Raw genomic sequence first — 26580 nt, forward strand, 5'->3', positions numbered from 1 at the left:
CGCCCGACTGCCGCCCGGTCGCTACCTAGTTGCGCGAACCGGCCGTTCCGAGGACACGGAATCCACGGAAATCTTCTGGAAATCCCGTGTCAACCAAACCGCGGTGACCGGCAACTCTTCCACAGACCCTCGGGGACGAGGGGAGAACGGCGAAGGACGACCGACGATCGCGGAGGATCCGGTGGCGGAAAGCGAGCATCGACCAGGGCACGGCGGCCGGAGCACGGCCCGCCGGGTCGCGGCCGGCTTCTGTCTCGTCGCCCCCGTGGTGGCTCTGCTCTGGGTGCCCTGGTACGCGCAGGACCGGCCCCGGCTCGTGGGTGTCCCGTTCTTCTACTGGTACCAGCTCGCATGGGTACCCGGTTGCAGCGTCGGACTGTTCGCCGCGTATCTGCTGACCCGGCGACGCCGTCCCGATTCCTGACCCCCGGCCAGTCCGCGCCCCGCTCACCTCCCTGGCCCGCCCCTACCGCACTCCCGGCCCCGCTCGTTCACACGGCGCGGACCGTGTCCTCGTCATGCCCTCATGCCCTCATGCCGTCGTGCCCGCCCCGGCGGGCGCGAGGCCCCGTCCCATCACCTCACCCCCGTAAGGAGCCAGCGTGTCCCGATCCTTCGTGCCCGCCTCCCGGCCCGATCCGAAATCCGTCCTCCTGTGGACGACGGTCGCCGTCGTCGGCGCGATCTGCTGGGGGGTGCTGGCGCTCTCGCGGGGCGAGGAGATCTCGGCCGTCTGGCTGGTCGCCGCCGCCCTCGGGTCGTACGCCATCGCCTACCGCTTCTACTCCCGTTTCATCGTGTCCCGCGCGCTCAAGCCGGACGACACCCGGGCGACCCCGGCCGAACGGCTGGAGGACGGGGTCGACTACCAGCCCACCGACCGACGGGTGCTGCTGGGGCATCACTTCGCCGCCATCGCGGGGGCGGGGCCGCTGGTGGGGCCGGTGCTGGCCGTGCAGATGGGATATCTGCCGGGCACGATCTGGATCGTCTTCGGCGTGATCTTCGCGGGGGCGGTGCAGGACATGGTGGTCCTGTTCCTCTCCATGCGCCGGGACGGCAAGAGCCTCGGGCAGATGGCCCGTGAGGAGATCGGGAAGGTGGGCGGGACCGCGGCGCTGATCGCCGTCTTCGCCATCATGATCATTCTGCTGGCGGTGCTGGCGCTGGTCGTCGTCAACGCCCTCGCCCACTCGCCGTGGGGCACCTTCTCGGTCGCCATGACCATTCCGATCGCGCTGTTCATGGGCCTCTACCTGCACATCCTGCGGCCGGGCCGGGTCCTGGAGACCAGTCTCATCGGGGTCGCCCTGCTGCTTCTGGCGATCGTGGGCGGCGGCTGGATCCAGAACTCGTCCCTGGCCGACGCGTTCACCCTCAGCCCGACCACCCTCGTGTTCTGTCTCGTCGGCTATGGATTCCTCGCCTCGGTCCTGCCGGTGTGGATGCTGCTGGCCCCGCGCGACTATCTGTCCACGTTCATGAAGATCGGCACGATCGCGCTGCTCGCGCTCGGCGTGCTGTTCGCCACGCCCGTGCTCCAGGCCGACGCGGTGTCCAAGTTCGCCTCGTCCGGCCAGGGTCCGGTCTTCGCGGGTTCGCTCTTCCCGTTCCTCTTCATCACCATCGCCTGTGGCGCGCTCTCCGGCTTCCACTCGCTGGTCGCCTCCGGGACCACGCCAAAGCTGATCGAGAAGGAGTCCCAGGTCCGGATGATCGGCTACGGCGCCATGCTCATGGAGTCGTTCGTCGCCGTCATGGCCCTGATCGCCGCGGCCGTGCTCGATCCCGGTCTGTACTACGCGATGAACGCACCGGCCGGACTCCTCGGGAACAGCGTCGAATCCGCCTCACAGGCCGTCGCCGGCCTCGGATTCACCATCTCCCCGGGGGACTTGGCCGCGGCGGCGAAGGCGGTCGAGGAGGGCACGCTGGTCGCCCGCACCGGTGGCGCGCCGACGCTCGCCGTGGGGATGTCGCAGATCTTCTCCGACGTCATCGGCGGCGCGGGGATGAAGGCGTTCTGGTACCACTTCGCGATCATGTTCGAGGCCCTGTTCATTCTGACGACGGTCGACGCCGGAACCCGCGTGGGCCGGTTCATGCTCCAGGACATGCTCGGCAACGTCTGGAAGCCGATCGGGCGCGTGAACTGGAAGCCGGGCATCTGGCTGGCGAGCGCCCTGGTCGTGGCCGGGTGGGGCTACTTCCTCTACGCCGGGGCCACCGACCCGCTCGGCGGCATCAACCAGCTCTTCCCGCTGTTCGGCATCGCCAACCAGTTGCTGGCCGCAGTCGCCCTCACCGTCGCGACGACCGTGCTGATCAAGTCCGGGCGGCTGCGCTGGGCTTGGGTGACGGGTGTTCCGCTCGCCTTCACGGTCGCGGTCACCTTCACCGCGAGCTGGCAGAAGATCTTCTCCCCCGATCCGAGGGTCGGCTTCTTCGCCCAGCGGGACCGGTTCGCCGACGCGATCGACGCGGGCAAGGTGCTGGCCCCCGCGAAGAACATGGACGACATGCACACCATCGTCCTCAACTCCACCGTCGACGGTGTGCTGATCGCCCTGTTCGTGGCGCTCGTGGCCACGGTCATCGTCAACGCGGCCGTGGTGTGCGTCCGCACCCTGCGCTCCCCCACTCCGCCGCCGACCAGCGAGACACCGTATGTGGCCTCTCAGCTGGGCAAGACGGCGGAGATGGCGGGGACGCGCGAGTGAACACCCTGCTCCGGGCGCTGCGTGCCGTGCACTGGTATCTGCGCGAGGTCACCGGTGAGACGGCGTACGACCGGCACTGCGAGCACCACCGCAGGAGCCACCCCGATGTGCCGCCGCCGACGAGGCGCGAGTTCCAGCGGCTGCGCACCCGCCGCATGGAGGAGGAACCGCAGTCGCGCTGCTGCTGAGCCCGCCCGGCCGGTCGCAGCCGGTCCGCGCCGCGGGTGCCGCCGCTTCGGCGGCACCCGTGGGGCGCGCCCGTCACCCCCGTCAGCCTCTGCCGGCAACCGTGCGAACCGCCGGCACCATCAAAGGACATGCGTCATGTTCCGACGACCCTCCGCCGTGTGCGTCCGTCCTGAACTCGACGACGACGATCTGCACCGCACCCTCACCGACATCCGGCCCAGCCATCAGCTCCACGGCCTCGGTGCGGACCGCAGCCGTCAGGCGTGGCTTCCGGCCGCCGATCTGCTGCGCGCCACGGGTCAGGACTGGGACCGCCGGGTGCACCGGAGCTTCGCCATCGCCTCGGTCCTGCCGCCCTCGGTCGCCGAACGGTGGGTGACGAGCGTTCCGGGCGATCCGGACGCTCTCGTCGTCCGGGCGTGCGTGCGCGCGGTCCGCGCCCGCTCCGGTTCCCGGCCTGCGGTCGACCAGGCCCAGCGCGACTGCGTCCGGGCCGCCCGCGCCTACCCGGAGGACCCCACTCCGCTCATCGCCCTGCTGGGGCTGATGCGGTCCAAGGGAGCGCCGATCCGGCACGCCTCACCCGTCTGGGCCGAGATCATCGCCCGCGCGCCGGGAAACCGGGCCGCGCACCACGAGGTCCTGGGCTACCTCTCCCCGCGCGGACAGGGTTCCGTCGCCGATATGACGATCTTCGCCCGCCGTGCGGCCTCCGGCGCGCCCGAGGGTTCGCCCCTGGTGCTGCTGCCCCTCGCCGCCAGGGCCGAACACTTCGCCCACCGGATGGGCGTGGGCGGTCAGGCCGCGCTGGGCGCGGGGCTCATCTGGAGCGACCCCGGAGCCGCGTACGACATCGACGTCGCGCTGCTCCGCTGGTTCCGGGCCCCGGCCGTGCCGCACGCGGAGATGATGGCCGATCTGAACATCCTGGCGTTCTCCCTGATCGCGGCACGGAGACTGGAAGAGGCGGACACGGTGTTCCGCCGCATCGGACCGCATATGACGATGCATCCATGGGAGGCGCTTCCGAACCCCAAGGCCGCGTTCCTGTACTGGATGAGCAACACCAGACGCTAGGAGATCCCGTCCCCCTCGTCGGCCCGGTCGTGCTCGGCCGCGGAGAGCGGACCGCCGGGCCGTGGCAGTGGTCCCGAGGTGGAGGAAGAGGGCGGCGCGGACCGCAGATACTCGCGGTAGACCTCCTCCACCACCAGCGGCAGCACCTGGCCGAGTCCTTCCATACGGGCGATCCCCTTGAGCGCGGCCCTCCCCACCGCGCTACGGACCGCGCCCGCCAAGGCGGGTGCGGTCCGTGCCAGTTCGTCGCTGAGGACCGACTCCGTCGCACGGCTCTCGGGGTCATCCCCGTTCCCGGCCACGACCATGCAGATCCCCGGCCGGTGGGCGCTGTCGAGTCTGGCTAGATCCGCCCGGAGCGACGGCACTCTCAGGGCCCAGCGGTCGACGAGGAGGACCAGGGGCCCCTGGGGACGAGTGCGGCGTTCGAGATGCGCCAGCTCCTCCTCGAACGTGGTGATGTCCACACGGTAGTTCAGGGTGGAGGCGAGATCCGCGGCCAGCCGCACCAGCGGCCTTGAGGAGTCGGGACGGTACGGATTCCAGTCCTCCGGGGTCGCTCCGTAGTACTGGGGGTCCCGGCCGTCGGGAAGGTTCCGGAGGGTCGGGGCGACCACGGCGAGGCGCAGGTCGCCGGGCGTCGCGTTGACGGATCCGAAAGCACTGGGCGCGTTGCGGTAGTCGTCCGGCCTGCCGGGGGCGATCCGGGTGGTGTCGGCGACGGAGGCGATGCGTTTGGCGAGTTCGTAGACGGCCGCCTCGTACTCCTCGGCAAAGACACGGAGTTTGATCAGACCGTAGAGGCCGTCGGTGGCATAGCGGTCACCGAGGGCCCGGTGGATGTACTGGAGGCTCTGGGCGGGTCCGGGGAGTTGGTCCGGGGGCATGGGCACCCAGAGCGCGGGGACCATCGCCTCCGCGGGCCGGTTGCTCTTGGCCTGGTGGTAGATCGCCCGCTGCGCGAACGCGTACCACTCCTTCCCGCACATCTCGCTGGCGAAGTACCTCGGTGAGAACAGGGGGACGAAGACCCGGCAGTTCGCGAGGACTTCGCCCAGCCGCTCGGACCAGCCCTCCCCCGAGCGGATCTCCCGGTCCATGAAGCCGACCGGCGCCCCTGCCGGTACATCCGTCATCGCCATCACATGGCCGCACAGATCCCGGAAAAACCGCTCCACCCACATATCCGGGTCGGGGCCCCCTGCCCCGTACCGCGGTGTGTGCGCGTAGCTCAGGAAAAAGTACGGGCGACGGTCGCGCCCGCCGGGCCGGATCAGCGGTACGGGCTCGGCGGGCCGGATCACCTCCGACGGCGTTCTCCCCGCCGTCGCTGTCACCGCCGCCGGCTCCGGCCCCTCACCCGGTGCGGCGCCCACCGCGCCGGAACCTGCCGACGCCGCACCAATGTTCCCGCCAGCCGCTTCCGCGTCGAGGGTCGCCGTTCCGGGTGCCCCGCCGACGGAGTCGGAGCCGTCGGTCACCAAGTCGCCGGTCGCGGCCCTGAACGCGACGGCACCGGCCGGTTCCTGGACCGGCATCCCAAGCGCGCGGAGCGTCCGGGCCGAGGCGAAGGCGAAGGGCGCCATCTCCGAGGCGAGTCGGGCGTCTCCGCCGGGATCCGGGACGAGGGCCTGGAAGCGGGAGTGCGCGGAGATGTGAGCGGCGATGAACCGGCTCACCGCGTCATGGGCGCGCCGTGCGTCCCGGGCGCCGAGCCGGGGAGTGAGGAGGTCTCGTACCCCCGGCCTGAACACCAGCACGGGGCCGGCCCCGCCCGTCGGCCCTTCGACGATCGTCACCAGACCGCCGGTGACCACTTCGGCGACGTCCGCCGTGGTGGCCTCCGGTACGACTTCCTGCCGGACGATATGCATCAGCGCCGTGTTGAGGCGCGGGTAGAGGGAGCACAGGACCGCGAGCCGCAGCGCGGGCGACGAGGCGCGGTACAGAAACGACTCCACGAGGTGGGCGCTGTCCGCCGCCTCGGGCGAGGAGATCCGGGTGCGGTCGAGGCCCCCCGGGCGCGGGACGAGTACGGCCTGGCAGCCCGCGGGGTCTCCCCGCATGAGCGTGCGGGCCCAGCGTCCCACGGTACGCGGGGAGAGGCCGACGACGGGCACCGGGAGCCAGTCGTCCTTCCGGGCGGCACGGCCCCGCGGTGGGGCCTCCAGCCGGGGCGGCAGAGCGAAGCGCAGTTGGGTGTTCCGGGCGCCGGGGGTCGGGGGCGGGGTGACTCTGACGGCCGGGAGATCGAGGCCGCTGTGCCGCCAGATCTTGGGCGGCAAGGGGTCCAGCAGCACGGTGGGAACGGCTCGGGCCCACTCGCGGATCCGGTTCCACAACCCCTCGTCGCCCGGTTTCGCGGGCACGCAGTCCGTGACGACCAGTACGAGCCGCCGCGGATGCGAGAAGAATCGCCGCGGCGGGAGTTTCTGCGCTCCGGTTCCGGCGGCCTCCCAGGAGTCGGTCTCCCGGACGCGGAGCGTGCGGAACACTCCGGTGCCGGCCAGCGTCCGCACCAGTTCGTCGACCGTGTCGTCCCATACGCGCATGGTGGGCGAGCGGTCGACGACGACGGTCAGATCGAACCAGCGCTCGTGGCTCGGCCGGAAGGCGGGGACCAGTTCCCCGCTGCGGGCGTAGTCCGAGACGGTGGCGTCGATGTCGAGCCGCAGGCTCCGTCCGGAGCGCCACGGCCGTCCCAGGGGTCTGAGAGCGGTGGCGATCTCACGGGCGCGCGGCAGCGCCGATCCGCGTGGCACGAGGACTTCACGCGCCGGGAGTGCGGCTGCCCCTCCCCCCGACGCCTCGTACACGGGAAGATCCGGACGGTTCCAGTCGAGCAGCCGTTCGCGGGGATCGACGGCCGGGGATCTGTCGACCGGGTCCGCGGAGCCGGCCGGCTCTCCGTCGCCCGGCGGTGCCGGGGCGCGCGCGGCCAGCCACAGCAACTCGGCGACCGAGACTCCGTCCAGGTCCCGGCCGAGGCCGTGCAGGGCTTCGACGACGGTCTCCAGCGGACCGGGCCGGCGGGCGTCAGGCACCGGACAGATCCTTCATCAGGAGGGCGATGAGCCGGTCCCGTTCGTTCGCGGGACCGTCCGCGCCGGTGAGGAGGTGCAGGGTTCCGAGCAGCTGGTCGACCGCCACGCTCTCGCCGGCCGCCACCCGCCGGACGAAGTCGTCGACCAGTTCCGCGGTCGGGCCGGCGTCGCCGACCTCCAGCCGGAGGTGGCTGAGCACCACTTTCCGTATCAGCCGGGCGTCCGGCTTGGGCATGGTGAATCGGACGCAGCGGCGCAGGAACGGGGCGGGCAGTTCCTGTTCGCCGTTGCTGGTCATGACGATGAACGGGAACTCGGTGCACTGGACCAGCCCCTGGCGTACGAGATGGCGCTCGCCACTGTCCCACATGCGTACGCGGGCCTCTTCCTGGCCCTCGCGCAGCAGTTCGGCGATTCGGGACTCGCCGCGTTCCAGTACATCCAGCAGATCGCCGGGCAGGTCCAGGTCCGCCTTGTCGATCTCGTCGATGAGGAGGGCCCGCGGGCGTGGTGCGGGCAGCAGCGCGGAGCCGAGCTGGCCCAGGGTCAGGAAGTCCGCGATGTCGTCCGTGCCCGCCTCCCGGCCCAGGCGCGCCTTCTCCTGCTGGAGTCGGTGGGCGTGGATCCGGCCGAGGGCGTCATAGCGGTAGAGCGCGTCGGCGAGGGTGCTGCGTGAGGTGATGTGCCAGCGCAGTACGGGACCGAGGGCGAGTTCGGCCGCGACCTGTTCGATGACGGTGGACTTGCCGGAACCGGGTCCGCCGGTGATCAGCAGGGGCCGGCGCAGCGCGAGGGCCGCGTTCACCGCTTCCGCCAGTCCTTCCGGCGGCTGGAAGACCTCCGCCTGGGACACACGGGGAAACGTACGCCACGGCGGGGGCTCGGGCAGCCGCGTCCCGGCCCTCGGCACGCCGTCGCCCCGGTAGTACGACATCAGACAGTCCCCTCGTCGATGGCCCGTGCGGCGGGAGCCGACCGGAAGAACCAGCAGAAGCGCAGCCACTCGGGGCCGTCCCAGACGGCCCGGAGATCCGCGAGGTCGGTGAGATCGCCGGTCGCGCAACCTTTCCAGCGGTCCCGGTAGGCGCGGTACAGCGCCTCCGGCATGGCTCCCCAGCCGGCGTCGAGGCAGCCGTGCCGCTCCTTGGGGAATCCCGCGCGGGTGTGCGGCCAGAGCAGGACCGGGGTGTACGGGAGCAGGAGTTCCAGCAGCCGCGCGTCGGCGCCCGGATGCTGAGTCAGGCCGATACCGCGTGTGTATCGGCCGCTGCGCAGCCGGCCGCGCAGAGTCGGTTGGTCCAGGACGTCGTCGTGGACCAGCCAGTCGACGGGTGCGCCCTTGTCACATCCTTCCATCGTCTCCCAGCTGTCGAGGAGGGTGTCCTCGATGCCGCGCAGCACGGCGTCGGGGTTGAGCCGTTCGCTCCAGTGCAGCCGTACGTCGAAGCGAACCCCAAACAGCATCTCCTTTCCGGCTTCTTCGGGCCGCCAGTCGAGGAGCAGCCCGCTGGGGGCGGCGATGTCGAGGCGTTTCAGGGGCAGAGCGAGATTCCTGGCGTGGTCCAGGGCCCAGACCGCGGCGGTTTCGAGCGCCGCCTCGGCACCTCTCCGATCGGCGGACTCATTGGGGAACTGCTCACGGCAGAGCATCGAGCCGTCCCGTAGAAGCCATGCGTCGAGGGTTTCAGGCCACTCTCCCACGAGGGAGGAGTGGAGGCTGACGACCAGGGCCAGCCGGTGCTTCGCGACCTCCGAGGCGCCGTATCTGGCGGCCTCGTTCACCAGGGCGGGCGAAGCGCCGATCTCCCTTCCCCAGGCGTGCAGTTCGGGGCCGTCGAGGCTCTTGCCGCAGCCATGGGCGAGCAGCGCGACGAAGCGGGTGAGGTCCCGCAGTCCGTCGCCGCGCCCGGTGTGGTTGAAGGTCAGTTCGTCGACGATCGCGACATCGGTGATGGGGAGATCGGCGGCGGGCACGCGCCGATCGGCGGCGAGCATGGTGTGCAGGGCATGGCGCATGGCGTTGGTGGTGAGGTCGCCGCCGATCCAGGCGCGGAGGAAGGTGACCGTGCGCACCGCCACGAGGAGTCTTCCCACGGCGCGCAGGGCCCGGTCCCTGGCCGGCGAGGGAGGCGTGCCGCCCAGTTCCACCAGGCAACGCTCCGCCTCCTGGACTCCTGCGCCGGGTACGGGGATCGCGGGGTGCAGGTCCCGCAGGGCCTCGGTCAACTCCTCGTGTGCGAGCCTGCCGCCGAGGCCGCCGGGAAGTGCCGCGCGGTGGGCGGCGTTGCGGGCGATCCACAGGGGTGGGGCCGAAGTGCCTTCGAACTCCAGGCTGGTGACGTTCTGTCCCACCAGGACACCGCTCAGGGCGTCGCGTACACCGCGCGGGCTCAGATTCGCGCCGGCGCCGGGGATGCCCGTGCCGAGCAGCGCGGTGAGTGCCCGGGAGAAGGCGAGGTCCACGGCGGCCTGATCGCGGGAGGATCCCATCAGCAGGGCGAGTCGGCTGCTTCCGTGGCGGGCGCCCGCCGTGAGGTCCTGGGCCGCGGGGAGGGCCCCGGCCGCGTGGCAGGTGTCGATGACCGCGAGCACGCCGGGGATGCCGGGGTGGTCGAGGGCGTCGGTCAGCAGTTCGACCACGTTGACCGAGCCCAGTCGGACGTCCTCCTCGGAGTCGGTGCTCATCAGTCGCAGGGTGCCGCCCTGGCCGGGGACGAAGCCATGGCCCAGGAAGGCCAGGACCAGCACGGCGCCGCGCTGTGCGGCGTACGCGGTGGCCCGGTGCACGGTGGCGGTGACGGTGGCGCTCGTCAGCGCGTCGCCGGTCAGCAGTGCGGTGGCACCGCCGGGCAGGCCGGGCGCGCAGCCGCCGAGCGAGGCGTCGGTCAGCGCCGCGTACAGGGCGGCGGCGGATTCGTCCAAGCGCTCCAGGCGCTCCATGGAGGCGCACTGGGGGGCGACGACCAGGACGTGGCGTCCGATGGGTTCACCGGTCATCGTCCGCCCGCCAGAGCCTCCAGCGCTTCGGCGACCGGTCCGGCGACGTCCGCCTGGGCGAGGTACTTCTCGGCGGAGTGGACCCATACGCCGTCCGAGTCGACGCGTCGGCTCACGGGCCGTACTCCCGCGGTGTTCGGCGACAGGTCGTGCTCCAGACGCGGGCGTACGGCGATGATGTCATCCCGGTCCCAGTAGTTCCGCCAGCCGCTGACGCTTTCGGGCACCCGTGGCGGCTGGGGCAGGAGCCTGGGCAGGACGACGGTGCGCATGGCGATCGGGGAGCCGAGGGTGACCAGGAGGGGGGTCTCCACGGACCGTTCGTGGAGGGTCTCCAGCGCCACGACCGTACCGAGGGAGTGGGCGACGACGACGGCCGGCCGATCGCCCATCACCCCGGCGACGCGGGCCCGTATCCGGCGGTCGAGTCCGAGGCCGTCGGCGTCCGGCTCGGTGCGCGCCAGGTAGCGTGCCACCTGCGACAAATGACGGACCATCACCTTGGGGGTGATCCACCGGGCCGCGCCGCTCCAGGGTTTGAGCGAGAGCACGGTGGTCGCCACGTTGAGCGCTCGGCGTACGACGGCGAGGCCGCCCTGACTCTGCGACCTGGGCTCGGCTTGCGCGCGGGCGTGCGCGAGCACGCGGTTCTCCAGCTCGTCCGGTTCTCCGGCAGCGAGGCCGTCCACCCAGGCGACGAGGAGGTCCGAGAGGATCGCGGCCTCGGTCTCGTCGGCGATTACGTCCCCGTCGCCCTGCGCCTGGGAGCGCCGGAAGAAGTCGGCGTAGTACGCGAAGTCGCGCTCCACCTCGCTGTCCAGCCGTGCTGCGAGGCCCGAGTGCCCGGCGGAGCGCATGCCGGAGGCCAGCGCGTCCGTCCACCCGGTCAGTTCACGGGTTGGGTCGCGAGGAGGGCCTATGCCGTGGACGAAAACGAGCCGCGGTCGCATCAACGGCCTCCCCTGGAGCCTCGTGCTCGGCCTGTCCGCCGGATCCCGCCAAGCAACAAGTGCCCCGGTCGCTGCGGCGCGACGCGGTGACGAGCGGATCGGCAACGAGCAGATTAGCAACGGACGATCAGTCGCGGGAACCGATCGCCCGGACAGCCTGTCGGCCTCCGGCCGACGGCAGGGAACGCCCGCCCTCGGGCGGTGGCGGGCGGGTGCGGACCGCGGTTCCGGGAACCGTGGTCCGCACCCGTGACCGGCGGTCCGCGGTCAGCACATCTTGTAGTCGACCCTGGTGGAGTTGTACGAACAGGTGTCGACCGTGGCCCCGGTGGACTTCTTCAGCGTGGCCTTGTCCTTGTCGTTGTTCCACACATAGGCCGACCGGCCCTGATACCGGGTCGACGCCGAGTTGGCGCCCTTGCCGGTACGGACGGTCACCGTCTTGCCCTTGCCGAGGGTGAAGGCGCCGAAGACGTACTTGTGGTTCGAGGCGTCGGTCAGCGTCCAGCCCTTGAGACTGACGGCCTTGGAGGTGGTGTTGCGGATCTGCGCGTACTCGGCGTTCAGACTGGCGTTGGTACGCCTGTCCGTACCGGGGCTGTCGTAGTAGACCTTGTACAGGTGAACCGATCCTGCGGCGGCCTGGACAGGCGACGGCGTCAGGACGAGTCCGCCGAGGGCCGCCGCGACGAGGGCGGCGACGGTGGAGCGGGTACGGAGCATCGGCATCCTTCGTGTTCAGGCCGGGCACCCCCCTTTTTCTGGGCCCGGCGAGCGGCCCACACTAGGGCCGACTCACGAGTAACGAAGGAACGTTCGACAATTCCCGCGGCAATCGGGGCCGGGCAGCCGGCCGTCGGAAAGCGGCCCCGGTCGCTGGATCGTGAGGAGCGTCCCGACGCGGGGCTCGCCGCCCGGAACCTGGCCCCGGCCGTCGCGCTCGTCTAAAAACCGTCACACGGCCGGGAATCCGAGCCATCGGGCGACCGCGTCCGCGATCGGCTGCTCCGTCTCCAGCTCGATGAAGCCGAACTGACCGCCCTGGTTGCACTCCAGGAACCACCAGGTGCCCTCGGCGTCCTCGGCGAAGTCGAAGGCTCCGTACGCCAGCCCGGACAGCTTCTTGTACAGGGCGACGGCACGCTCCACCCGCGAGGGCACCTCCGTGGGCTCCCAGGTGTGCTCGGTCTCGCCGTACCGGCCGTCGACCTGGCCCGGCTCGGCGGTCTTGCGCGCGGCGAACAGCTCCTCGCCGACGCAGGTCAGCCGGATGTCCGCCCGCTTGGCTATGTACCGCTGGAGCAGCGTCGGAGCGGCGGCGACATCGTCGAAGTCCGCGTCCGGCGGTACGAGCGTGGTCGGCAGCGCCATCGGCGGATCGCCGGGCGGCCTGCCGGAGACGGCCTTCACCACGACCTGCCGGTACTGGTCGGCGAACTGCCGGGCGACCTGCGGATAGGTCGTGATCACCGTCGCGGGCACCGGGAACCCACTGAGGTGGGCCGTGCGCAGCTGCCACGGCTTGAGACGCGCCCTGGCAGCCGCGCCGGGGTCGTTCATCCAGCGGGCCGGCGTGCAGTCCAGCATCCCGTACAGCGCCTGACCGCTCTCCGCGGTCAGCCACGCCGACGGTTCGGCGGCATGCGACGCCGGCTCACCGGGCCTGCGCACCCATACGGAACGCAGTCCGTCCATGCTGACCACACGCCCGCCCGTGGACAGATAGCCGCGGAACTCGCCCCGCACGTACTCGGCGGAGAGCGCGCCTTCGCCGGGGAGGTCGGCGGGATCGAACCGGACGAGGGGAACGCCTCTCGCGTGGAGCCGCGCCACCACCATGTCCGCTGTCACATCCTGCTCACAGGTCAGGATCAGCACCGTCATCTGTGTGGGAGGTCAGTCATCGAAGTGGGTCGCGGAACCGGCTGTCGAGGTGGTGGTGCCGACCGCTGCCAGCAGAGCCCTGTCCATGATGGCGGGGCGGCCGTCGGAGAGGACGTTCAGCTGGAGGGTGGAGTCGTACGAGTACTGGTCGATCACTGGTGACAGCTCGGCCGGACGTGCGTAGTTCCACGCGAACGGTTTCATGCTCATCTCCCTGCCCCACGCGGGACTGTTCTCGGGCCACAGCGTGGCCCTGTAAGGAGCAATACGTGTCGGTGATGTAGCCAGTTCATCACATACCGTCATATTGCGGTAAACGGCGCGCCAGTCGGACGCCTGACCCGGACCGCCGCATCCACGAAGTGCGAACACGACCGCGAACGCGGGTCGTTGACGTTTTCCTGACACCTATAGAGACGCTTGGACGGGCAATTCCGTGCACTCCAAAGGGAAGTGACCTGCGTCACCATTTGACACACGCGCCTCTCTTGCCACGATCACACCGGCGTTCACTTGCACACCCCCTTTCATGTTGAACCCTGCGTGATAGCGCGTTTCTTTTCGGTAAGCCCGACAGACCGGGCGGCCGGGAGGGCCTGTGGGTTCGGCGAGTCCGGCCCGCGCCGTGCGGGACCGGCGGAACGACCGGAGTCACGGCCACCGGCACGGACGGCGGAATCGTACGTGGAAAGGCTGTGAGTACGGCGTGAACGCGTCCCGCCCGCCCGCACGGGTTCACGGCATGGACGCCATCACTTCGAGACGGACGGCCCACCCCGACGGGACACCGCGCGGCCGCTGGGCGCTCGCCGACGGAATCGGCACAGGGTCCCGGACCGCATTCGGCGATGCGAGGCGGATGCGAGGGAACGCACCGCCCCGGGTCATTGACGCAGCCCCCGCGTCCGGAGGGTCAGAGACTCTTCCCCGACCGAGTGACAGACAGGTGACAACGGAGCGACAGTCGGTTACCGCAATTCTGTGAGCAACCGCCTACGATCTGTAATTTCATATGACAGTGATCTTGGGTGATCACATGTCCATAAGCTGATCGAGAGTGTTCCCCAGACCCTTCCACGCGAGTTCCGTGTCGGGCGTACGGGTATGGGGGGCGCGGAAGAGGCCGAGATACGCGGCCACGTCCTCCAGGTCCCATCGCAGCCGGTAGAAAGCGAGCGCGGACTTGTCGGGCGTCCGGCCGGTGAGGTCCTCGTAACGGGCGAGGTCCTCCGGCTCCCTCACCACCAGCCAGAGATCGCGCTCGGGCACCGCGAGTCCCACGGTGTCCCAGTCCACCAGCTTCTGGCCGCCGTCGTCCGGCCACAGGAGATTGCCCGGATGCGGCTCGCCGTGGGTGACGACGAGATCTCCGCCGCTGCCGCGTGACTCCGCGATCCGCCGGTCGAACTCGTCGAGCCGCATGCGCAGACCGGGGCCGGCATGCGCCAGCAGCGCCCTGGCGGGTTCGGCGAAGGGCCCGCCCGCCCACGGCCGGGTCACCTCCCTGATGGTCTCCTCCAGCCGGTTGCGCGCCGAGAGGTCCAGCGGCGCGACGGGGGTCTGGGGCGGCGGCTTGGCCTGGTGCAGGGCGGCCAGCGTCTCGACGGTCAGGGCGCGCTGGGCGTCGGTGAGTTCCTGTCCGAATTGGCCGAAGACCCCGTGCACGTACGGGAAGACGCTGATGGCGTACCGGCCGTCCAGCCGGCGGGCCGTCTCACCATGAGCCGCGCGCAGGGGCGCCACGACGCATTCGTGACCGCCGCGTTCGCCGAGGTGCGCGGCGGTGTCCATGGCCCGGCTCAGACCGTGCCAGGCCGTGTCCTCGTCCGTACCGCAGTGGTCCTTGTTCGCCAGGTCGGCCACCGTGACGAACCACCGCTCGCCCCCGGCGCCTTCGGCCGTCCAGTGGTGATCGCCGAAGCCCACGGGGGCGTACGCCACGCGGTCGGCGTCGATCCCCCAGGCCGCCAGGGCGTGGCCCACGACGGAGTCGTCCATCCCTTCCGGCTGTTCGTTCATGCAGGTGACGCTAGCCGCTCACCTCACGGTCAGGTATCGGTTTTATCCATACGCCACCGGGCGAGGCCGTGGCCCACGGCCGTGACCAGCACAGATCCGGCCACCGTGAGGAGGACCACGGCGGGCGGCAGCGCCTCGCCCAGCATCCACGCGCCGAGCAGTCCGCCCGCGAACATCGCGCCGACGGCCGCCGCGCGGCGGGCCTGGGCCCTGGCGTCGGACGGGATCCGGGTGTCGAGCGCGAGCGGCGCGAGGAGTGAGGTCAGCGTCCGGGTGGCGACGGTGGTGGTCAGGTCCGGCACCCGGGCCCGGAGGGTGGTGACGTTGCGCATGCCCATGGCCGCGGCCACCATCACGGTGACCGTGTAGTGGGTTCCCGTCGGATGCTCGCCCGCCCTGCCGATTCCCCGGGCGACCAGCCCGGCGACGGTCAGCAGAACGGCCTCGGCGAGGAGCGCCACGGTGAACCAGCGGTGTCCGCGCAGATCCATGTCCGACTGGAACCGGGCGCCGAGCACCGCGCCCGCCACGAAGCCGCCGAGCGAGGCCGCCGACGCCGCCGGGGAGAGGCCGCCCTCCCCGGCGATGGCGAAGCCGAGAAGGAGGAGATTGCCCGTCTGGACCGCGGTGAAGACAGGCCCCAGGACGAGGAAGCTGACCGCTTCGATCACGCCGGTGGTCACGGTGAGCGCCACCATGGCCGTCGTGAGGGCGGCTCCGGGGTTCGCCTTCACCGTTCAGCTCCTTCCCGCCCCCGCTTCCGAAAGGGGACGATACGGTCAGGGAGGGGAGCTGTCGGCTGACGCGCCAAGGTAGTGGAATCCGGGCTTCGGGTGCATCAGGAAGTCGTGGTGGGAGATGTTCCACGCGTACGCCCCCGCCAGCGCGAAGACCACCCGGTCTCCGGCGCGCAGGCCCGGCGCGTGGACACCGCGCGCCAGGACGTCCTTCGGGGTGCACAGCTGGCCGACGAGGGTGACCGGTCCGCCGTCGGGGGCCGTGGCTCGCGGCCAGGGGTGGGGCCAGTCGTCCACGGGGAGCACGCTGCACGGCTGGTCGTGTCCCTTGGTGACGGGGGTGCGCAGATGGTGGGTGCCGCCGCGCAGGACCGCGAAGTTCTCGCCTTGGCTGCGCTTCACGTCCAGGACCTCGGTGGCGTACCAGCCGCAGTACGCGGTCAGGGCCCGGCCGGGTTCGATGCGGAACACGACGCCGGGATGCCGGTCGGCGAGTCGGCCGAGGCCCTCGCCGAAGGCGGCCCAGTCGAACCGTTCGTCGGGGCGGGTGTAGTCGACGGTCATGCCGCCGCCGATGTTCACCTCCCGCAGCGGGACCCGGTGGCGGGCGGCGAGCTGTGCCGACCAGCCGGCCACGGTCTCGGCCACCGCGAGGTGCTGAGGTCCCGTCAGTCCGCTGGCGAGATGGGCGTGAACGCCGCGCCACTCAAGTCCGGGCCAGGTGCCGTCGGTGAGTTGGCGGACAAGCGTGTCCGCTTCGCCGGGGTCGGTTCCGAACGGCGCCGGACGCCCGCCCATCGCGAGGGCGCTGGTCTCCAGCACTCCTTCGGCCACCGGGAGGTTGACGCGGAGCAGCACGGCCACCGGTCTGCCGGACGCGATGCGGGCGAGCATTCCCAGTTCGTACGCGCTCTCCACATGGATGCGCTCCACTCCCAGCCGGAGTGCGGCCTCGATCTCCGCGGGCGTCTTGCCCGGTCCGCCGAAGGCCAGCGGGCGGCCGGGAACGGCGTGTGCGACATGGGCGAGTTCGCCGCCCGAGGAGACCTCGTAGCCGTCGACGAACGGGGAGAGTTCGGCCAGGATCCGCGGATCGGGGTTGGCCTTGGCCGCGTAGTGCATCTCCACCCGCGGGGGCAGCGCCGACCGTACGGCGCGGGCGTGCTCGCGCAGGGCGCGCAGATCGTGGAGGTAGGCGGGCAGCCGCTCGGCGGGAAGGGAGAGGGCGAGGTCGTGGACCGTGGTCATCGCGGGCTCCAGTCGGCGTCGGCGCGGGTCGCTTCGGAGAGGACGTCCTCGGCGAGCGGGGACGGCAGCCGGACGTACCCCGCGTCGCGGTCGGCGGAACGGTCCCAGCGGGTGAGCAGATTGGCCTTGGCGGGCAGGGGGACTCCGGCCAGCAGGGCGCTCAGTCTCGGGGGGCAGCCGTGTTCGCCGGCGTACCGCTCGATCGTGCGGCGCACCTGCGACCAGAGCGCGGGTTCGGTCTGCGGGTGCAGATCGGCGAGGGCGGCGAGCATCTCGGCGATGTGGTTGACGAAGAGGCAGTAGACGACGCGGTCCCAGCCTCGGCGGGCGTCGTAGGCGAGGGGCCCGGCGACGTCGGCTGGGAGTGCCGCGAGCGCCCCGGCGTGGTGCTCGGGGAGGAGCTTGGCGCCCTCCAGGTCGCGGAAGAGGATCTGGGCGGGTCTGCCGTCGGGGCCAACGCCGAGGACGACGTTCTGCAGATGGGGTTCGAGGACGAGTCCGTGGTCGAAGTAGGCGGCGAGGACCGGGGGGACGAGCAGCCGGAGGTACTCCCGCCACCAGTCGAGGGCCGCGGAGGGGTCGGGTCCCGTCAGCCGGGAGACATGGCCGGGGCCGGTGGGGTACTCGTCGGCGACGGCGGCGGCGAGCAGCGGGGTGACGCCCGCGCGCAGCCGGTTGCCGAGCCCTTCCCGCACGATCACCCCGAAGCCCTCCAGCAGCCCGATGTCGGGGCGGCCGTCCGGGCCGGGGAGACGGATGCTTCGGTAGGCGGGCTCGCGGAGCATTCCGGTGCCGGGGAAGCGGGCGGCGAGATCGGCGAGGGCGGGGGCGAGCAGCCGGGTCAGGGCGACGGCGCCGGAGAGTTCGTAGTGGGCGTTCTTCCGGACGCAGTTGGTGATCCGGACGTCGAGACTGAACTTGAGGAAGGTGTCGCCGTCGTAGAGGGTGCGTACGGAGGCGGTCGGGGTGAAGCGTCTGCGTCCGGGGCCCAGGTCGATGACGTCCCCGGCGGCGAGCGCCGTCCGCAGGGCGGGCCGCAGCTTCTGGTACTGCCAGGGGTGCGCGGGCAGCAGCCGGTATCCGGCGGGCACCGCCGCCAGCCGGTCCAGCGGTTCGGCGGCTCCCGGCTCGGCGCACTCCTGGGCGACGAACCGGTCGCGTACGGCGAGGAGCCGCAGCGGGAAGGAGACCCCGGCTTCGGGCGCGTACGAGGACCAGGTGGCGGGGTCGCCGCTGTGGGCCTTGGGCGTGGGATGGAAGCGGTGGCCGAGTGCGAGGGACTGTTCGGAGGCGAGATAGGTGTCGAGCGGATCGCCGCCGCCGTCTCGCGGACGGCGCAGCAGCGCGGTCAGGGCCGCGGAGACGCCCTGGTGGCTGGCGGTGATCTGGGCCAGGAACTCGTCGTTGCCCGTGCCGGTGCGCAGCGTCAGCTCCGTGTGCGCGTACTCGGCGAGCCGCCGCCAGGCGACCTCGGCCCAGCCGTCCGCCGACTGTTCGCTGACGGGTCCCGCGAAGCGGTGCGCGCCCAGGAGCGAGGTGCGGCGGACGGCGACGCGGAGCAGCACTCCGCGGCGCGGCAGCCGCAGCAGCAGATGTCCGTCGATGACGGCGGTCTGGTGTTCGGGTCCGGAGACCTCCCGGAGCAGACAGTTGAGCAGTGTGTGTGCCACGGCCTCGTCGGCGGTGGGCGGACCTGCCGGCGGGCCCGCCGCGGGGGTGGGACGGTCGGGGGTGGTGCTGGTCAACGCTGATCACTCCCCCGGAGCAGATAGTTGGGACCGGTGGTGTAGTGCTTGTTGATGTCCAAAGCGCCTGATCTCTCCTTGGCGAGCAGGGTGCCCGCCGTGACCATTGCCTTGACGGGCAGCTGGGCCGCGTCGAGGACATGCGTGCGCAGGAGGGCGCCGGGCTCGCCGCGGCCGGTGCCGAGGCGTTCCGCGGCCTCGCCGAGCCGGTCGCGTACGAGGGCGAGCACCTGGTCCAGCGGCGCGCGCCCGTGGCGGGCCAGTCCGAAGGCGTACGCGCCCGCGCAGAGGTGGACGGTGATGGTGGTGAACAGGTCGATCACGGGTCCGTCGTCGTCGGTGACGATGCGCGGGTCGTGGAACCGCGGCGGGTCGGTGCCGAGGGTGTCGCGGAGCCGGGAGCCGTTGACGCGCGGGCCGTCGTTGTCCTTGAGCAGCAGCCGGGGGCCGCGCTCGTCGAGGAGCAGGGAGATGTTCTGCTGGTGGGATTCCAGGGCGATTCCGTATCCGAGGAGAGTGGTCTGCCAGTCGAGGAGCAAAGTCAGCACGGCGTCGAGGAGCGCGAGCACCTCGCCGCCGAAGAAGCGGTCGGCGAGGTGGTCGACGACGAGCCGGCCGCCGGGGGCGGAGCTGAGGAGGGCGGCCATCGGGACGACGGTCGTGTCCTGTAGTCCCGCGGGGTAGCGGCGTTCGAGCGCGGCGAGGAGTTCGTGTCCGGCGTGGGCGAACCGGGTCTCGTCGGTGTGCAGGACGGTGTCCCGGAACCGGGGTTCGCGGGCTATGACGGTCTCGATGAGGCGCTGGCCCGCGGCTCCGTCGGCGAGGGTGCCGGGTTTGATGGTGCGGCGGTTGAGCCGGCCGAGGGTGGAAGTGGCCAGGGGGAGTTTGAGGTGGACGGCGGGGTGGGCGGTGAGGGCCACGGTCCGGGTCGACAGCGTCGGTACGGCGTCCAGGTACGGACGGTCGGCGACGAACGCGCGGTCGGCGAGCCCGGTGTCGCGGAGGGCCTCGCGAAGGAGCGGGCCGCTCGCGGTGAGCGGATGGACGGGGAGGGCGAGGTGGCTGGCGTCGAGTTCCGGCGGCAGTCCGAGGGCCGATGGCGGCGGGCCGCCGGTTCCGGGGCCGGTGACGGCGTCCTTGGGCAGGGCGAGCCAGCGGAGCCGGAAGCGGGGGTGGAACTCCGGCGCGTACGCCCGCAGATCCGCCTCGGTGAAGCCGGAGCGCCCGCGGGCCGTCGGATAGACGGGGTGGCCGGTGCGGGCGGCGAGGGTGTCGAAGGCGAGCCCGGCGGGGAGTCCGGTCCAGTGGGCGGGGCGGTCGCCGTACCGGCGGACGAGACGGGCCTCGGTCCTGGCCCGTGTCGTGATGTGCAGGCGTTGTGCGGCCAGGGCCTGACGGCACTCGGCCGCGAAGGCGTCGAACCCTTCGCGGTCCCGTGGGTCGGCGAGGTCGGCGAGCGCGGTCAGGACGGCGTCGGCGGTGTCCAGTTCCCTGCCGTCGGACTCCCTGCGCAGCAGGGGCAGCCGGGCCACGGTCCCGCTCTGGAATCCGGGCACGGCGGCGCGGACCGGGAGCAGCAGCGCGTCCCGGTCCCCGGTGGGGAGGCGGAGCCAGCTCCCGTCGGGCCGTTCCACGGGGGTGCCTCGGGTGCGCAGGCCGACGGCGTCCTCCCGGAGCAGGGTGCTGAGGACGTCGAGGAGCAGTCGGTGCTCGGCGGCGTCGGCCGTCATGGTGTGATCTCCCAGCTCTGCCGGGCGAGAAAGTCGTCCACGGCCCGGTCCACGGATCTCTGGTCCCTTCCGGTGGCCCGGACGATGCCGAGGAAGTCGCGGTTGGTGTGGTGCAGCTCGTGCCGCTCGCCTATGGCGCGCACCGGGCGGTACGTCAGCCGTACGTCGCCGTCGGTGAGATCGGCCGGTCCGGGGGCGACGGTCAGGGTGCCCGCGCGGTCGGCGCAGGGGTACTCCAGCCGGGCCGCGCCGTCGGTCCGCGCTCCCAGGTCGTCCGGGAGGGGCCGGCCGAGGTGGGTGCGGAGGATGTGCTCGAAGAGCGGGATGCCGAGGAGTTCGGCGAGCAGCAGATCGCACTGGTCGCCGATGGCCCGGTAGTTGACCTCGATGATGCGTACGCGTTCCTCGTGCACCACGAACTCGGTGTGGCAGGCGCCGAACCCCACTCCGAGCGTGTGCAGCCGGTCCAGTACCCGGGCCACGACCGGTTCGGGGTGGGCGGGGACGAAGGACAGCCGTTCCTCGATGAAGTACGGCAGGGGTGAGAGCCCGGTGCGGAAGCCGCCGAGCACATGGAGGCGCCGTCCGTCCCCGAGGGTCTCCAGGGTGTGCAGCTCGCCGGGCAGATACTCCTCGGCGACCAGGGCGGCTCCGGGGCGGCGGGCCCGGATCTCCTCGTAGCGGCGCACCAGGTCCGCGGGCCCTTCGACCCGTACGACGTCCTCACTGGCGACACCTTCGCGGGGTTTGAGCACACAGGGGAAGGGGACGTCGAGGGCGGCCAGGGCCTCGGGGGTCAGGTCCGCGGCCAGTTCCACGGAGCGGACGGCGTCATCGGCGGCGGCGTGGGCGGCGAGGTGGCGGCGCATCTCGGCCTTGTCCTTGGTCCGGAGCGCGGCCCGCCAGTCCTTGGCGGGCAGGCCGAAGTAGTCGGCGGCCAGCGCGGTCTGGACCTGAAGGTGGTCGCTGTTGCTGAACACCGCGTCCGGTGCGCGATGGGCCGAGATCCGGCTGATGACGGCGTGGTGGTCGCGCACGTCGCACCGGAGGATCTCCAGATCGGGGTGGCGGCCGCGGTGCGCCTCCGGCTGGTCGGTGAGGAGCGTGGTCCGCAGACCGAGCCGGTGTGCCGCGGGCAGGAATCCCTCGGTCACCGAGTCGGTGGGGTTGAGGGCGAGCACATACAACTGCGAGGTCTGCACGTTCTGCATGGACTGCATGGTCTGCATGGGTGAAATACTTCCGCGCGCGCATTCGCTGGTCAGGGGACAGCCGGAAACAACCGCCGGGCGGCCGGGGTGGCCCGGCTCGGGGGCCGGGGACGAACTCCCTGGTGGATGCGGCCTGGTCGCTCTGGATCATCACCCCGGAGCTTAGGTTAGGCATCCCTAAACATTCCAATTGAGCGCGCCACGCCGCCAGTTCGCGAACAACAGCTCGATGTGGTTAAGGTGAGCCTTACCTTCCTCTTGATCGTTCCCCCCTGTGAGGAGTACCCGTTGCCCCTGGCCCCGGCGCTGGCGCCTGCCGGAGTCGCCCTCAGCTGCTCCACCCTGCTGGCCTCCACCCACCGGCGGCTCGCCGCGCACTGCGGCGAGACCCCGCGCATCGAGGTGGCGAGGCCGCGGTCGCGCGCCGGACAGGGCTGGATCGACGGGGCGGAACTGGCGTACCACCCCGAATTGCTCAACGCCTATCTGGCCGCCGAGGCCCGTCGCGTCCAGGACCGGTACGGCCACACCGCGCGGGCCGATGTCATCGCCTCCCGCGCGCTGCACGGCTACCTCTGGGCCGCTTGTCTGCTCATCGCCGGCCCCTGGTATCTGGACCGCCGGGTGCCGCGGCTCAGCCCCGAGGACGTCCGGGTCAGCCGGACGACCGACGCCCTCGCCGTCGTGCCCGGCGGCTTCGCCTGTCTGCCCGACGACCCCGCGGCCGGACTGCCCGGCGTACGGGTGATCGCGGACGAGGAGACCCTCCGCGACGAGCTGCGCGCGGCCGTCGCGGACCATGTGCGACCGCTGCTCGCCGCGATGGGCCCCGTGCTGCGGCGGGGGCCGCGTGCGCTGTGGGGCATGGTCGGCGACGATCTGGTCTCCGCCGTCTGGTACCTCGGCCGGATGCTCGACGAGGAGGAGCGCGCGGTCCGCGAGGCCGGGGAGCTGCTGCCGGGACCGGTCGCGCCCTTCCTCGGCGGCGCGGGATTCCGGCGGCTGACGGGCCGTGACGGCCGGTCGTATCCCACGCGTACCCGCATGGGGTGCTGTCTCTACTACACCATCCGCCCGGCCCAGCCGTGCGGAACATGCCCCCGGACGGGTGACGCGGAACGGCTGCGGCGGCTCGAAGGACCCGCTCTGTAGGGACGCGAGCGGCCAGACGTCCGGCAGGCCGTGTCAACAGGGACATTCCTGGTAAATACGTTCCATGTCCACGCATCCGGGAACGCTCATCCTGATCATGGCCGCCGCCGTGCTCGCTCCCCTGCTCGCCCACGGATTCGGCCGCTGGATCCGGATCCCCCTGGTCATCTTCGAGATTCTGCTGGGCATCGTCATAGGGCCCGCTCTCCTCGGCTGGGCGCACCCGGACACCGTCGTCGACACCCTGTCCCATCTGGGCCTGGCCATGCTCATCTTCCTGGCCGGATACGAGATCGAGTTCGACTCGATCCGGGGTGACACCCTGCGCCGCTCGCTGTGGGCATGGCTGATCTCGCTCGTACTCGGTCTGGGCGTCGCACTGGCGCTGACCGGCGCGGATCTGGAGCGGAGCCTGGTCATCGGCACCGCCCTCACCAGCACCGCGCTGGGGACCGTACTGCCCATCCTGCGCGACAGCGGGGATCTGCGCGGTCGCTTCGGCACGGTGATGCTGGCCTTCGGGGCGGTGGGCGAGTTCGGCCCGATCATCGCGATGGCGCTGCTGCTCAGCGGCCGCGGGCCCGGCGAATCGGTGGCGCTGCTCACCGCGTTCGCCGGCGTGACGGCCGCCGCGGTCTTCTGGGCGCTGCGGCCCCGTCCGCCGTGGTTCTCCCGCGTGATCGCGAACACCCTTCACAGCAGCGGCCAGTTCGCCGTCCGGTTCGTGATGCTGCTGCTGGTGTCGATGCTCGCGCTGTCGGCGGTGTTCGGCGTCGACATCCTGCTGGGCGCGTTCGCCGCGGGCGTGCTGACCCGGCTGGTGCTGAACGGGGCCGCGCCCGAGAGCAGCGGGGAGATCCTCGGCCGGATCGAGGCGATGGGGTTCGGCTTCCTGGTGCCCGTGTTCTTCGTCGTCACCGGTGTCCAGTTCGATCTGGACGCCCTGCTGGAGGGCGGCAGGGCACTCGTCCTGCTCCCCGTCTTCCTGCTGCTCTTCCTCGTCGTACGCGGGCTCCCGGTGTACGCCCTGGCACCGCGTGATCTGACCGGCGTCGACCGCCGGGCGCTGACCCTGTACGCCTCCACCTGTCTGCCCCTCGTCGTCGCGATCACCACGATCGGGCTGGCCGAGAAGGTCATCGACACGGGCGAGGCGGCGGCGCTGGTGGGCGCCGCCATGGTGTCCGTGCTGGTCTTCCCGCTCCTCGCGCTGAAGCTCCGCGCCGGGGAGGGCGAGGCGTCGCCCGCCGCCGGGCGGGGCGCGGGTTCGGAGTCCTGGTGACGGATCCGGGCGGCGGGGGCGCACGGTGTCCCGGGGCGCATCCGGGCGGGCACGGGCGGGAGTTACGCCTATGGGGCCAAGGCGACGGGGATCGTCCGCGCGGTGACGACGAACCGGCGCACCCTCGAATTCGCCGTCATCATGGAGATCGTCGCGATGGCGGACGAGGCGGTCTCGTCCGGGCACCGAGGGCCGTCGGCGGACCGGGGCCGCGGACCGGGAGAACCTGGCCGGGGCGGCGGGCCGGTCGGTGACCCCGCCAGAAGGAGGAGAACGCCGTGCTCTTCAAACAGTCCGTGCTGGACGCGATCGCCCGCGGCGACGTCGATCTCGCCTACCGCACCTGGCGGGCTCCTCGGGTGCGGGCCGGCTCCCGGCTCCGTACCGCGATCGGCGTGCTGGAAGTCGTGTCCGTCGAATCCGTCGACACGGCCCGTATCTCCGCGGAGGACGCCCGCCGGGCCGGCTTCTCCTCTCCCGACGCCCTCCGCACGGCCCTGGCGGAGCGGGAGGGCACCCCCTACCGCATCGCCCTGCGCCGTGCCGGCGACGATCCGCGCGTCGCGCTGCGCGGCGACGACACGCTGGACGCGGAGGCGCTGGCGGAGCTGCGCCGGAGGCTGGGGCGCCTCGACGCGGCGTCCCGCCACGGCGTCTGGACGCTGAAGGTGCTGACCCTGATCGCCGACCATCCGGGCACCGGCTCCGCGGAGCTCGCGCCACGCGCCGGCCGCGAGCGCCACCTGTTCAAGGCGGATGTGCGCAAGCTGAAGGAGCTGGGGCTCACCGAGAGCCTGGAGGTCGGCTACCGGCTCTCCCCCAGGGGCAGCGCCGCGCTGAGTGCGCTGCGGACCGATCTGGGTGAGGATGGGAGAAGGTAGGGGGTAGGCCCGTCAGGAGGCCGCATGACCTACGCAGAAACATATGAACTGGTGTTCAGGGCATCCGCCGCCGAGGACGACGTGGTGATCGTCCGGCGTACGGACAGAGCGGGCGCCGGCGGCAACCCCGTCTACGCGGACGACACCGGCATCATTCGCGCGGAGATCAATGAACAGGGCGAGGTCCGCATGCTCGCGAGCGGCGGCCATCAGGCGCCTGGCATGCCGGTGACGGTCCGCCCGCTGACGCCGTGATCCCGTTGCCCCCGGCCTCCACGAACCCACGGGCCCGCGCCCGGACCGACCGTCACCGTCATGCGGGGCGTCGGGCCTGACAGACCGGCGCTGATGGACCCGCCGGGCGGTGACAGGCCCCGAGCCCGGGCGCATGCATCGAGGAGCGGGCCGGATCCAGCCGTCCACCCGCGGGCGGACTCGGGCTTGGCGCGGACCCCTCTCAGGGATTAGGTTAGGCAAACCTAACCTTCCCGGAGTGTGGAGATCTGGATGCGCCTGTTCAACACCCCCCTCGCGCTGCCGACGAGCGCGGAGCGGATCCGGACCATCCTCACGGCCGCGGACTCGATGACCGTCGTCACCGACGAAGGAAGCACCGAGGTCTCCCGGCTGAACGGGACCGGCGCCACCGAGCACATCCATCTCCACCCGGCGACGACCCGCGCCTCGGACGCCGGCTCCGACGGCGGCGCGGGCTCCGGCCCCGCCGCGAACGGCCCGGTACGCGCCACTCTGGAGTTCACCGACATCGCCCCCACCCCGGTGCGGGACCGCGTCCGCGCCCGCGTACTGCTGGCCGGATGGCTGCTCCCGGCCTCGGAACACCCGAGCCCGGAAGGCAGCCGCTGCATGGAGTTGGCCCATGCCGTCCTCGAACGGTCGGGCGAGCGGAGCACGGTCGGACTCGAAGAGCTGATGGCGGCCGAGACGGACCCCCTGGCCACCTGCGAGGCGGGGATGCTCACCCATATGGTCGACGACCACAGCGATCTCATCGGCCTGCTGCTGCGCCTGGTGAAGCCCCGGCTCGCCCTGGGCGTCCAGCGCGCCCTGCCCCTCGCCATCGACCGCTACGGCATCACCCTCCGCCTGGAGTACGCCCGCTCCCACGAGGACGCCCGACTCCCCTTCCCGGCCCCGATCAAGAATGTCGACCAGGCCGGGGCCCGCATCCACTCCCTCCTCAACACGGCCAGGCACCGCTCGCCCCGGGGCTGGCTGCTCAGCGATTCGTGACGCGAAACTCCGTACGGGGGCTCCCTGTCCAGCCCGACCGGCCAGGCCACCGCTCGACGGGCGGACCGCCTCCCACCGCGTGAACGGGCGACCGGGCACGCCCCCGCCCGAACACGCCGTCCCGGCGGGATGACGGTCCGAGAGTCCGAGCAGGAATCGCGCGATACGCGGACGGCTGCCCGCTGGGCGGGCGAGAGGCCGGGACGCCCGTCGTGGGGGCGCTCAGCGCCCTGTGCTCCGGCCTTCACCATCAGCATGGCGGCGATCTCCAGGCATGCCCGCCGCCCCAGCCGTAAACCCTGCGGCCCTGGCCGACGGAAGCCCGGCCAGGGCCGCCTTCTCGTCGAGCCGTCTCCGCCGTCGGCGCACGAGTCAGAGGCGAGAACCTGGGCGTTCGCGCCCGGGGAGCCCTGGGCTTCGCCGTCCTCGGACGTGAGACGTGACGCCGCAAACGACGAGC

At 71.6% G+C, this 26580-nt stretch carries 22 protein-coding genes; 9 read left to right on the forward strand and 13 right to left on the reverse strand.

Annotated elements, in window-relative coordinates:
• Window positions 1–181: 181 nt before the first annotated feature.
• The 4 genes from ACWEFL_RS09685 to ACWEFL_RS09700 all read left to right on the forward strand — a co-directional run bounded on the left by ACWEFL_RS09685 (window position 182) and on the right by ACWEFL_RS09700 (window position 3986).
• Entirely contained in the window at window positions 182–424 is a 243-nt protein-coding gene (locus tag ACWEFL_RS09685) for a DUF3311 domain-containing protein (protein ID WP_451709888.1), read from the forward strand.
• 178 nt (window positions 425–602) lie between these two features.
• Entirely contained in the window at window positions 603–2720 is a 2118-nt protein-coding gene (locus ACWEFL_RS09690; RefSeq protein WP_451709890.1) for a carbon starvation CstA family protein, read from the forward strand.
• The gene (locus ACWEFL_RS09695; protein ID WP_451709892.1) at window positions 2717–2908 is read left to right on the forward strand and encodes a YbdD/YjiX family protein; all 192 of its coding nucleotides are present in this window, start codon (window positions 2717–2719) and stop codon (window positions 2906–2908) included. The genes ACWEFL_RS09690 and ACWEFL_RS09695 overlap by 4 nt, the downstream gene beginning before the upstream one ends.
• Window positions 2909–3044: 136 nt before the next feature.
• Window positions 3045–3986 carry a hypothetical protein gene (locus ACWEFL_RS09700; protein ID WP_451709894.1) on the forward strand — a complete coding sequence of 314 codons (942 nt, stop codon included), beginning with the start codon at window positions 3045–3047 and terminating at the stop codon, window positions 3984–3986.
• On the opposite strand, the gene ACWEFL_RS09705 is transcribed toward ACWEFL_RS09700, so the two are convergent.
• From ACWEFL_RS09705 to ACWEFL_RS09765, 13 genes are all read right to left on the reverse strand, one after another.
• On the reverse strand, window positions 3983–7030 hold the full coding sequence (locus ACWEFL_RS09705; protein WP_451709896.1) for a TIR-like protein FxsC: 3048 nt from the start codon (window positions 7028–7030) through the stop codon (window positions 3983–3985). The genes ACWEFL_RS09700 and ACWEFL_RS09705 overlap by 4 nt on opposite strands.
• Window positions 7023–7964: an AAA family ATPase gene (locus tag ACWEFL_RS09710; RefSeq protein WP_451709897.1), complete on the reverse strand. Its 942-nt coding sequence runs from the start codon at window positions 7962–7964 to the stop codon at window positions 7023–7025. Before ACWEFL_RS09710 ends, ACWEFL_RS09705 begins: the two co-directional genes overlap by 8 nt.
• The gene (locus tag ACWEFL_RS09715) at window positions 7964–10027 is read right to left on the reverse strand and encodes a vWA-MoxR associated conflict system protein (protein WP_451709899.1); all 2064 of its coding nucleotides are present in this window, start codon (window positions 10025–10027) and stop codon (window positions 7964–7966) included. The genes ACWEFL_RS09710 and ACWEFL_RS09715 overlap by 1 nt, the downstream gene beginning before the upstream one ends.
• Window positions 10024–10977: a hypothetical protein gene (locus ACWEFL_RS09720; RefSeq protein WP_451709901.1), complete on the reverse strand. Its 954-nt coding sequence runs from the start codon at window positions 10975–10977 to the stop codon at window positions 10024–10026. The genes ACWEFL_RS09715 and ACWEFL_RS09720 overlap by 4 nt, the downstream gene beginning before the upstream one ends.
• A 267-nt stretch (window positions 10978–11244) precedes the next feature.
• Entirely contained in the window at window positions 11245–11700 is a 456-nt protein-coding gene (locus tag ACWEFL_RS09725) for a lamin tail domain-containing protein (RefSeq protein WP_451709903.1), read from the reverse strand.
• A gap of 231 nt (window positions 11701–11931) precedes the next feature.
• Entirely contained in the window at window positions 11932–12861 is a 930-nt protein-coding gene (gene tgmB, locus ACWEFL_RS09730) for an ATP-grasp ribosomal peptide maturase (protein WP_451709905.1), read from the reverse strand.
• Window positions 12862–12873: 12 nt separating this feature from the next.
• On the reverse strand, window positions 12874–13065 hold the full coding sequence (tgmA, locus tag ACWEFL_RS09735) for a putative ATP-grasp-modified RiPP (protein ID WP_451709906.1): 192 nt from the start codon (window positions 13063–13065) through the stop codon (window positions 12874–12876).
• Window positions 13066–13893: 828 nt separating this feature from the next.
• On the reverse strand, window positions 13894–14880 hold the full coding sequence (locus tag ACWEFL_RS09740; protein ID WP_451709908.1) for a phosphotransferase enzyme family protein: 987 nt from the start codon (window positions 14878–14880) through the stop codon (window positions 13894–13896).
• A 29-nt stretch (window positions 14881–14909) separates the two neighbouring features.
• Window positions 14910–15614: a YoaK family protein gene (locus ACWEFL_RS09745; protein WP_451709909.1), complete on the reverse strand. Its 705-nt coding sequence runs from the start codon at window positions 15612–15614 to the stop codon at window positions 14910–14912.
• A gap of 45 nt (window positions 15615–15659) precedes the next feature.
• Window positions 15660–16865 (reverse strand): type III PLP-dependent enzyme, encoded by a 1206-nt coding sequence (locus ACWEFL_RS09750; RefSeq protein ID WP_451709911.1) that lies wholly within the window; start codon window positions 16863–16865, stop codon window positions 15660–15662.
• The gene (locus tag ACWEFL_RS09755) at window positions 16862–18610 is read right to left on the reverse strand and encodes an IucA/IucC family protein (RefSeq protein WP_451709912.1); all 1749 of its coding nucleotides are present in this window, start codon (window positions 18608–18610) and stop codon (window positions 16862–16864) included. Before ACWEFL_RS09755 ends, ACWEFL_RS09750 begins: the two co-directional genes overlap by 4 nt.
• Window positions 18607–20340 (reverse strand): IucA/IucC family protein, encoded by a 1734-nt coding sequence (locus ACWEFL_RS09760; RefSeq protein WP_451709914.1) that lies wholly within the window; start codon window positions 20338–20340, stop codon window positions 18607–18609. Before ACWEFL_RS09760 ends, ACWEFL_RS09755 begins: the two co-directional genes overlap by 4 nt.
• Entirely contained in the window at window positions 20337–21569 is a 1233-nt protein-coding gene (locus ACWEFL_RS09765; protein ID WP_451709916.1) for an ATP-grasp domain-containing protein, read from the reverse strand. The genes ACWEFL_RS09760 and ACWEFL_RS09765 overlap by 4 nt, the downstream gene beginning before the upstream one ends.
• Before the next feature lie 270 nt (window positions 21570–21839).
• On the opposite strand from ACWEFL_RS09765, the gene ACWEFL_RS09770 reads away from it, so the two are divergent.
• The 5 genes from ACWEFL_RS09770 (at window position 21840) to ACWEFL_RS09790 (ending at window position 26120) form a co-directional block, all read left to right on the forward strand.
• Complete coding sequence (locus ACWEFL_RS09770; protein ID WP_451709918.1) at window positions 21840–22703, forward strand: iron-sulfur protein; 864 nt, start codon at window positions 21840–21842, stop codon at window positions 22701–22703.
• A gap of 64 nt (window positions 22704–22767) precedes the next feature.
• Window positions 22768–23985 carry a cation:proton antiporter gene (locus ACWEFL_RS09775; protein ID WP_451709919.1) on the forward strand — a complete coding sequence of 406 codons (1218 nt, stop codon included), beginning with the start codon at window positions 22768–22770 and terminating at the stop codon, window positions 23983–23985.
• Between the two features lie 278 nt (window positions 23986–24263).
• Window positions 24264–24866: a hypothetical protein gene (locus ACWEFL_RS09780; RefSeq protein ID WP_451709921.1), complete on the forward strand. Its 603-nt coding sequence runs from the start codon at window positions 24264–24266 to the stop codon at window positions 24864–24866.
• A 24-nt stretch (window positions 24867–24890) separates the two neighbouring features.
• Complete coding sequence (locus tag ACWEFL_RS09785; RefSeq protein WP_451709923.1) at window positions 24891–25121, forward strand: DUF6296 family protein; 231 nt, start codon at window positions 24891–24893, stop codon at window positions 25119–25121.
• 252 nt (window positions 25122–25373) lie between these two features.
• Window positions 25374–26120 (forward strand): DUF2470 domain-containing protein, encoded by a 747-nt coding sequence (locus ACWEFL_RS09790; protein WP_451709925.1) that lies wholly within the window; start codon window positions 25374–25376, stop codon window positions 26118–26120.
• The last annotated feature ends 460 nt before the right edge of the window (window positions 26121–26580 follow it).

The sequence above is a fragment of the Streptomyces sp. NPDC004838 genome (genome assembly GCF_053600955.1).

What these genes read in the sequence shown, in the direction of transcription:
- ACWEFL_RS09700 (WP_451709894.1), top strand. Translation starts at nt 3,045, where the DNA reads ATGTTCCGACGACCCTCCGCCGTGTGCGTCCGTCCTGAACTCGACGAC.
- ACWEFL_RS09710 (WP_451709897.1), bottom strand. Translation starts at nt 7,964, where the DNA reads ATGTCGTACTACCGGGGCGACGGCGTGCCGAGGGCCGGGACGCGGCTG.
- ACWEFL_RS09715 (WP_451709899.1), bottom strand. Translation starts at nt 10,027, where the DNA reads ATGACCGGTGAACCCATCGGACGCCACGTCCTGGTCGTCGCCCCCCAG.
- ACWEFL_RS09720 (WP_451709901.1), bottom strand. Translation starts at nt 10,977, where the DNA reads ATGCGACCGCGGCTCGTTTTCGTCCACGGCATAGGCCCTCCTCGCGAC.
- ACWEFL_RS09725 (WP_451709903.1), bottom strand. Translation starts at nt 11,700, where the DNA reads ATGCTCCGTACCCGCTCCACCGTCGCCGCCCTCGTCGCGGCGGCCCTC.
- tgmB (WP_451709905.1), bottom strand. Translation starts at nt 12,861, where the DNA reads ATGACGGTGCTGATCCTGACCTGTGAGCAGGATGTGACAGCGGACATG.
- tgmA (WP_451709906.1), bottom strand. Translation starts at nt 13,065, where the DNA reads ATGAAACCGTTCGCGTGGAACTACGCACGTCCGGCCGAGCTGTCACCA.
- ACWEFL_RS09740 (WP_451709908.1), bottom strand. Translation starts at nt 14,880, where the DNA reads ATGAACGAACAGCCGGAAGGGATGGACGACTCCGTCGTGGGCCACGCC.
- ACWEFL_RS09750 (WP_451709911.1), bottom strand. Translation starts at nt 16,865, where the DNA reads ATGACCACGGTCCACGACCTCGCCCTCTCCCTTCCCGCCGAGCGGCTG.
- ACWEFL_RS09760 (WP_451709914.1), bottom strand. Translation starts at nt 20,340, where the DNA reads ATGACGGCCGACGCCGCCGAGCACCGACTGCTCCTCGACGTCCTCAGC.
- ACWEFL_RS09765 (WP_451709916.1), bottom strand. Translation starts at nt 21,569, where the DNA reads ATGCAGACCATGCAGTCCATGCAGAACGTGCAGACCTCGCAGTTGTAT.
- ACWEFL_RS09775 (WP_451709919.1), top strand. Translation starts at nt 22,768, where the DNA reads ATGTCCACGCATCCGGGAACGCTCATCCTGATCATGGCCGCCGCCGTG.
- ACWEFL_RS09785 (WP_451709923.1), top strand. Translation starts at nt 24,891, where the DNA reads ATGACCTACGCAGAAACATATGAACTGGTGTTCAGGGCATCCGCCGCC.
- ACWEFL_RS09790 (WP_451709925.1), top strand. Translation starts at nt 25,374, where the DNA reads ATGCGCCTGTTCAACACCCCCCTCGCGCTGCCGACGAGCGCGGAGCGG.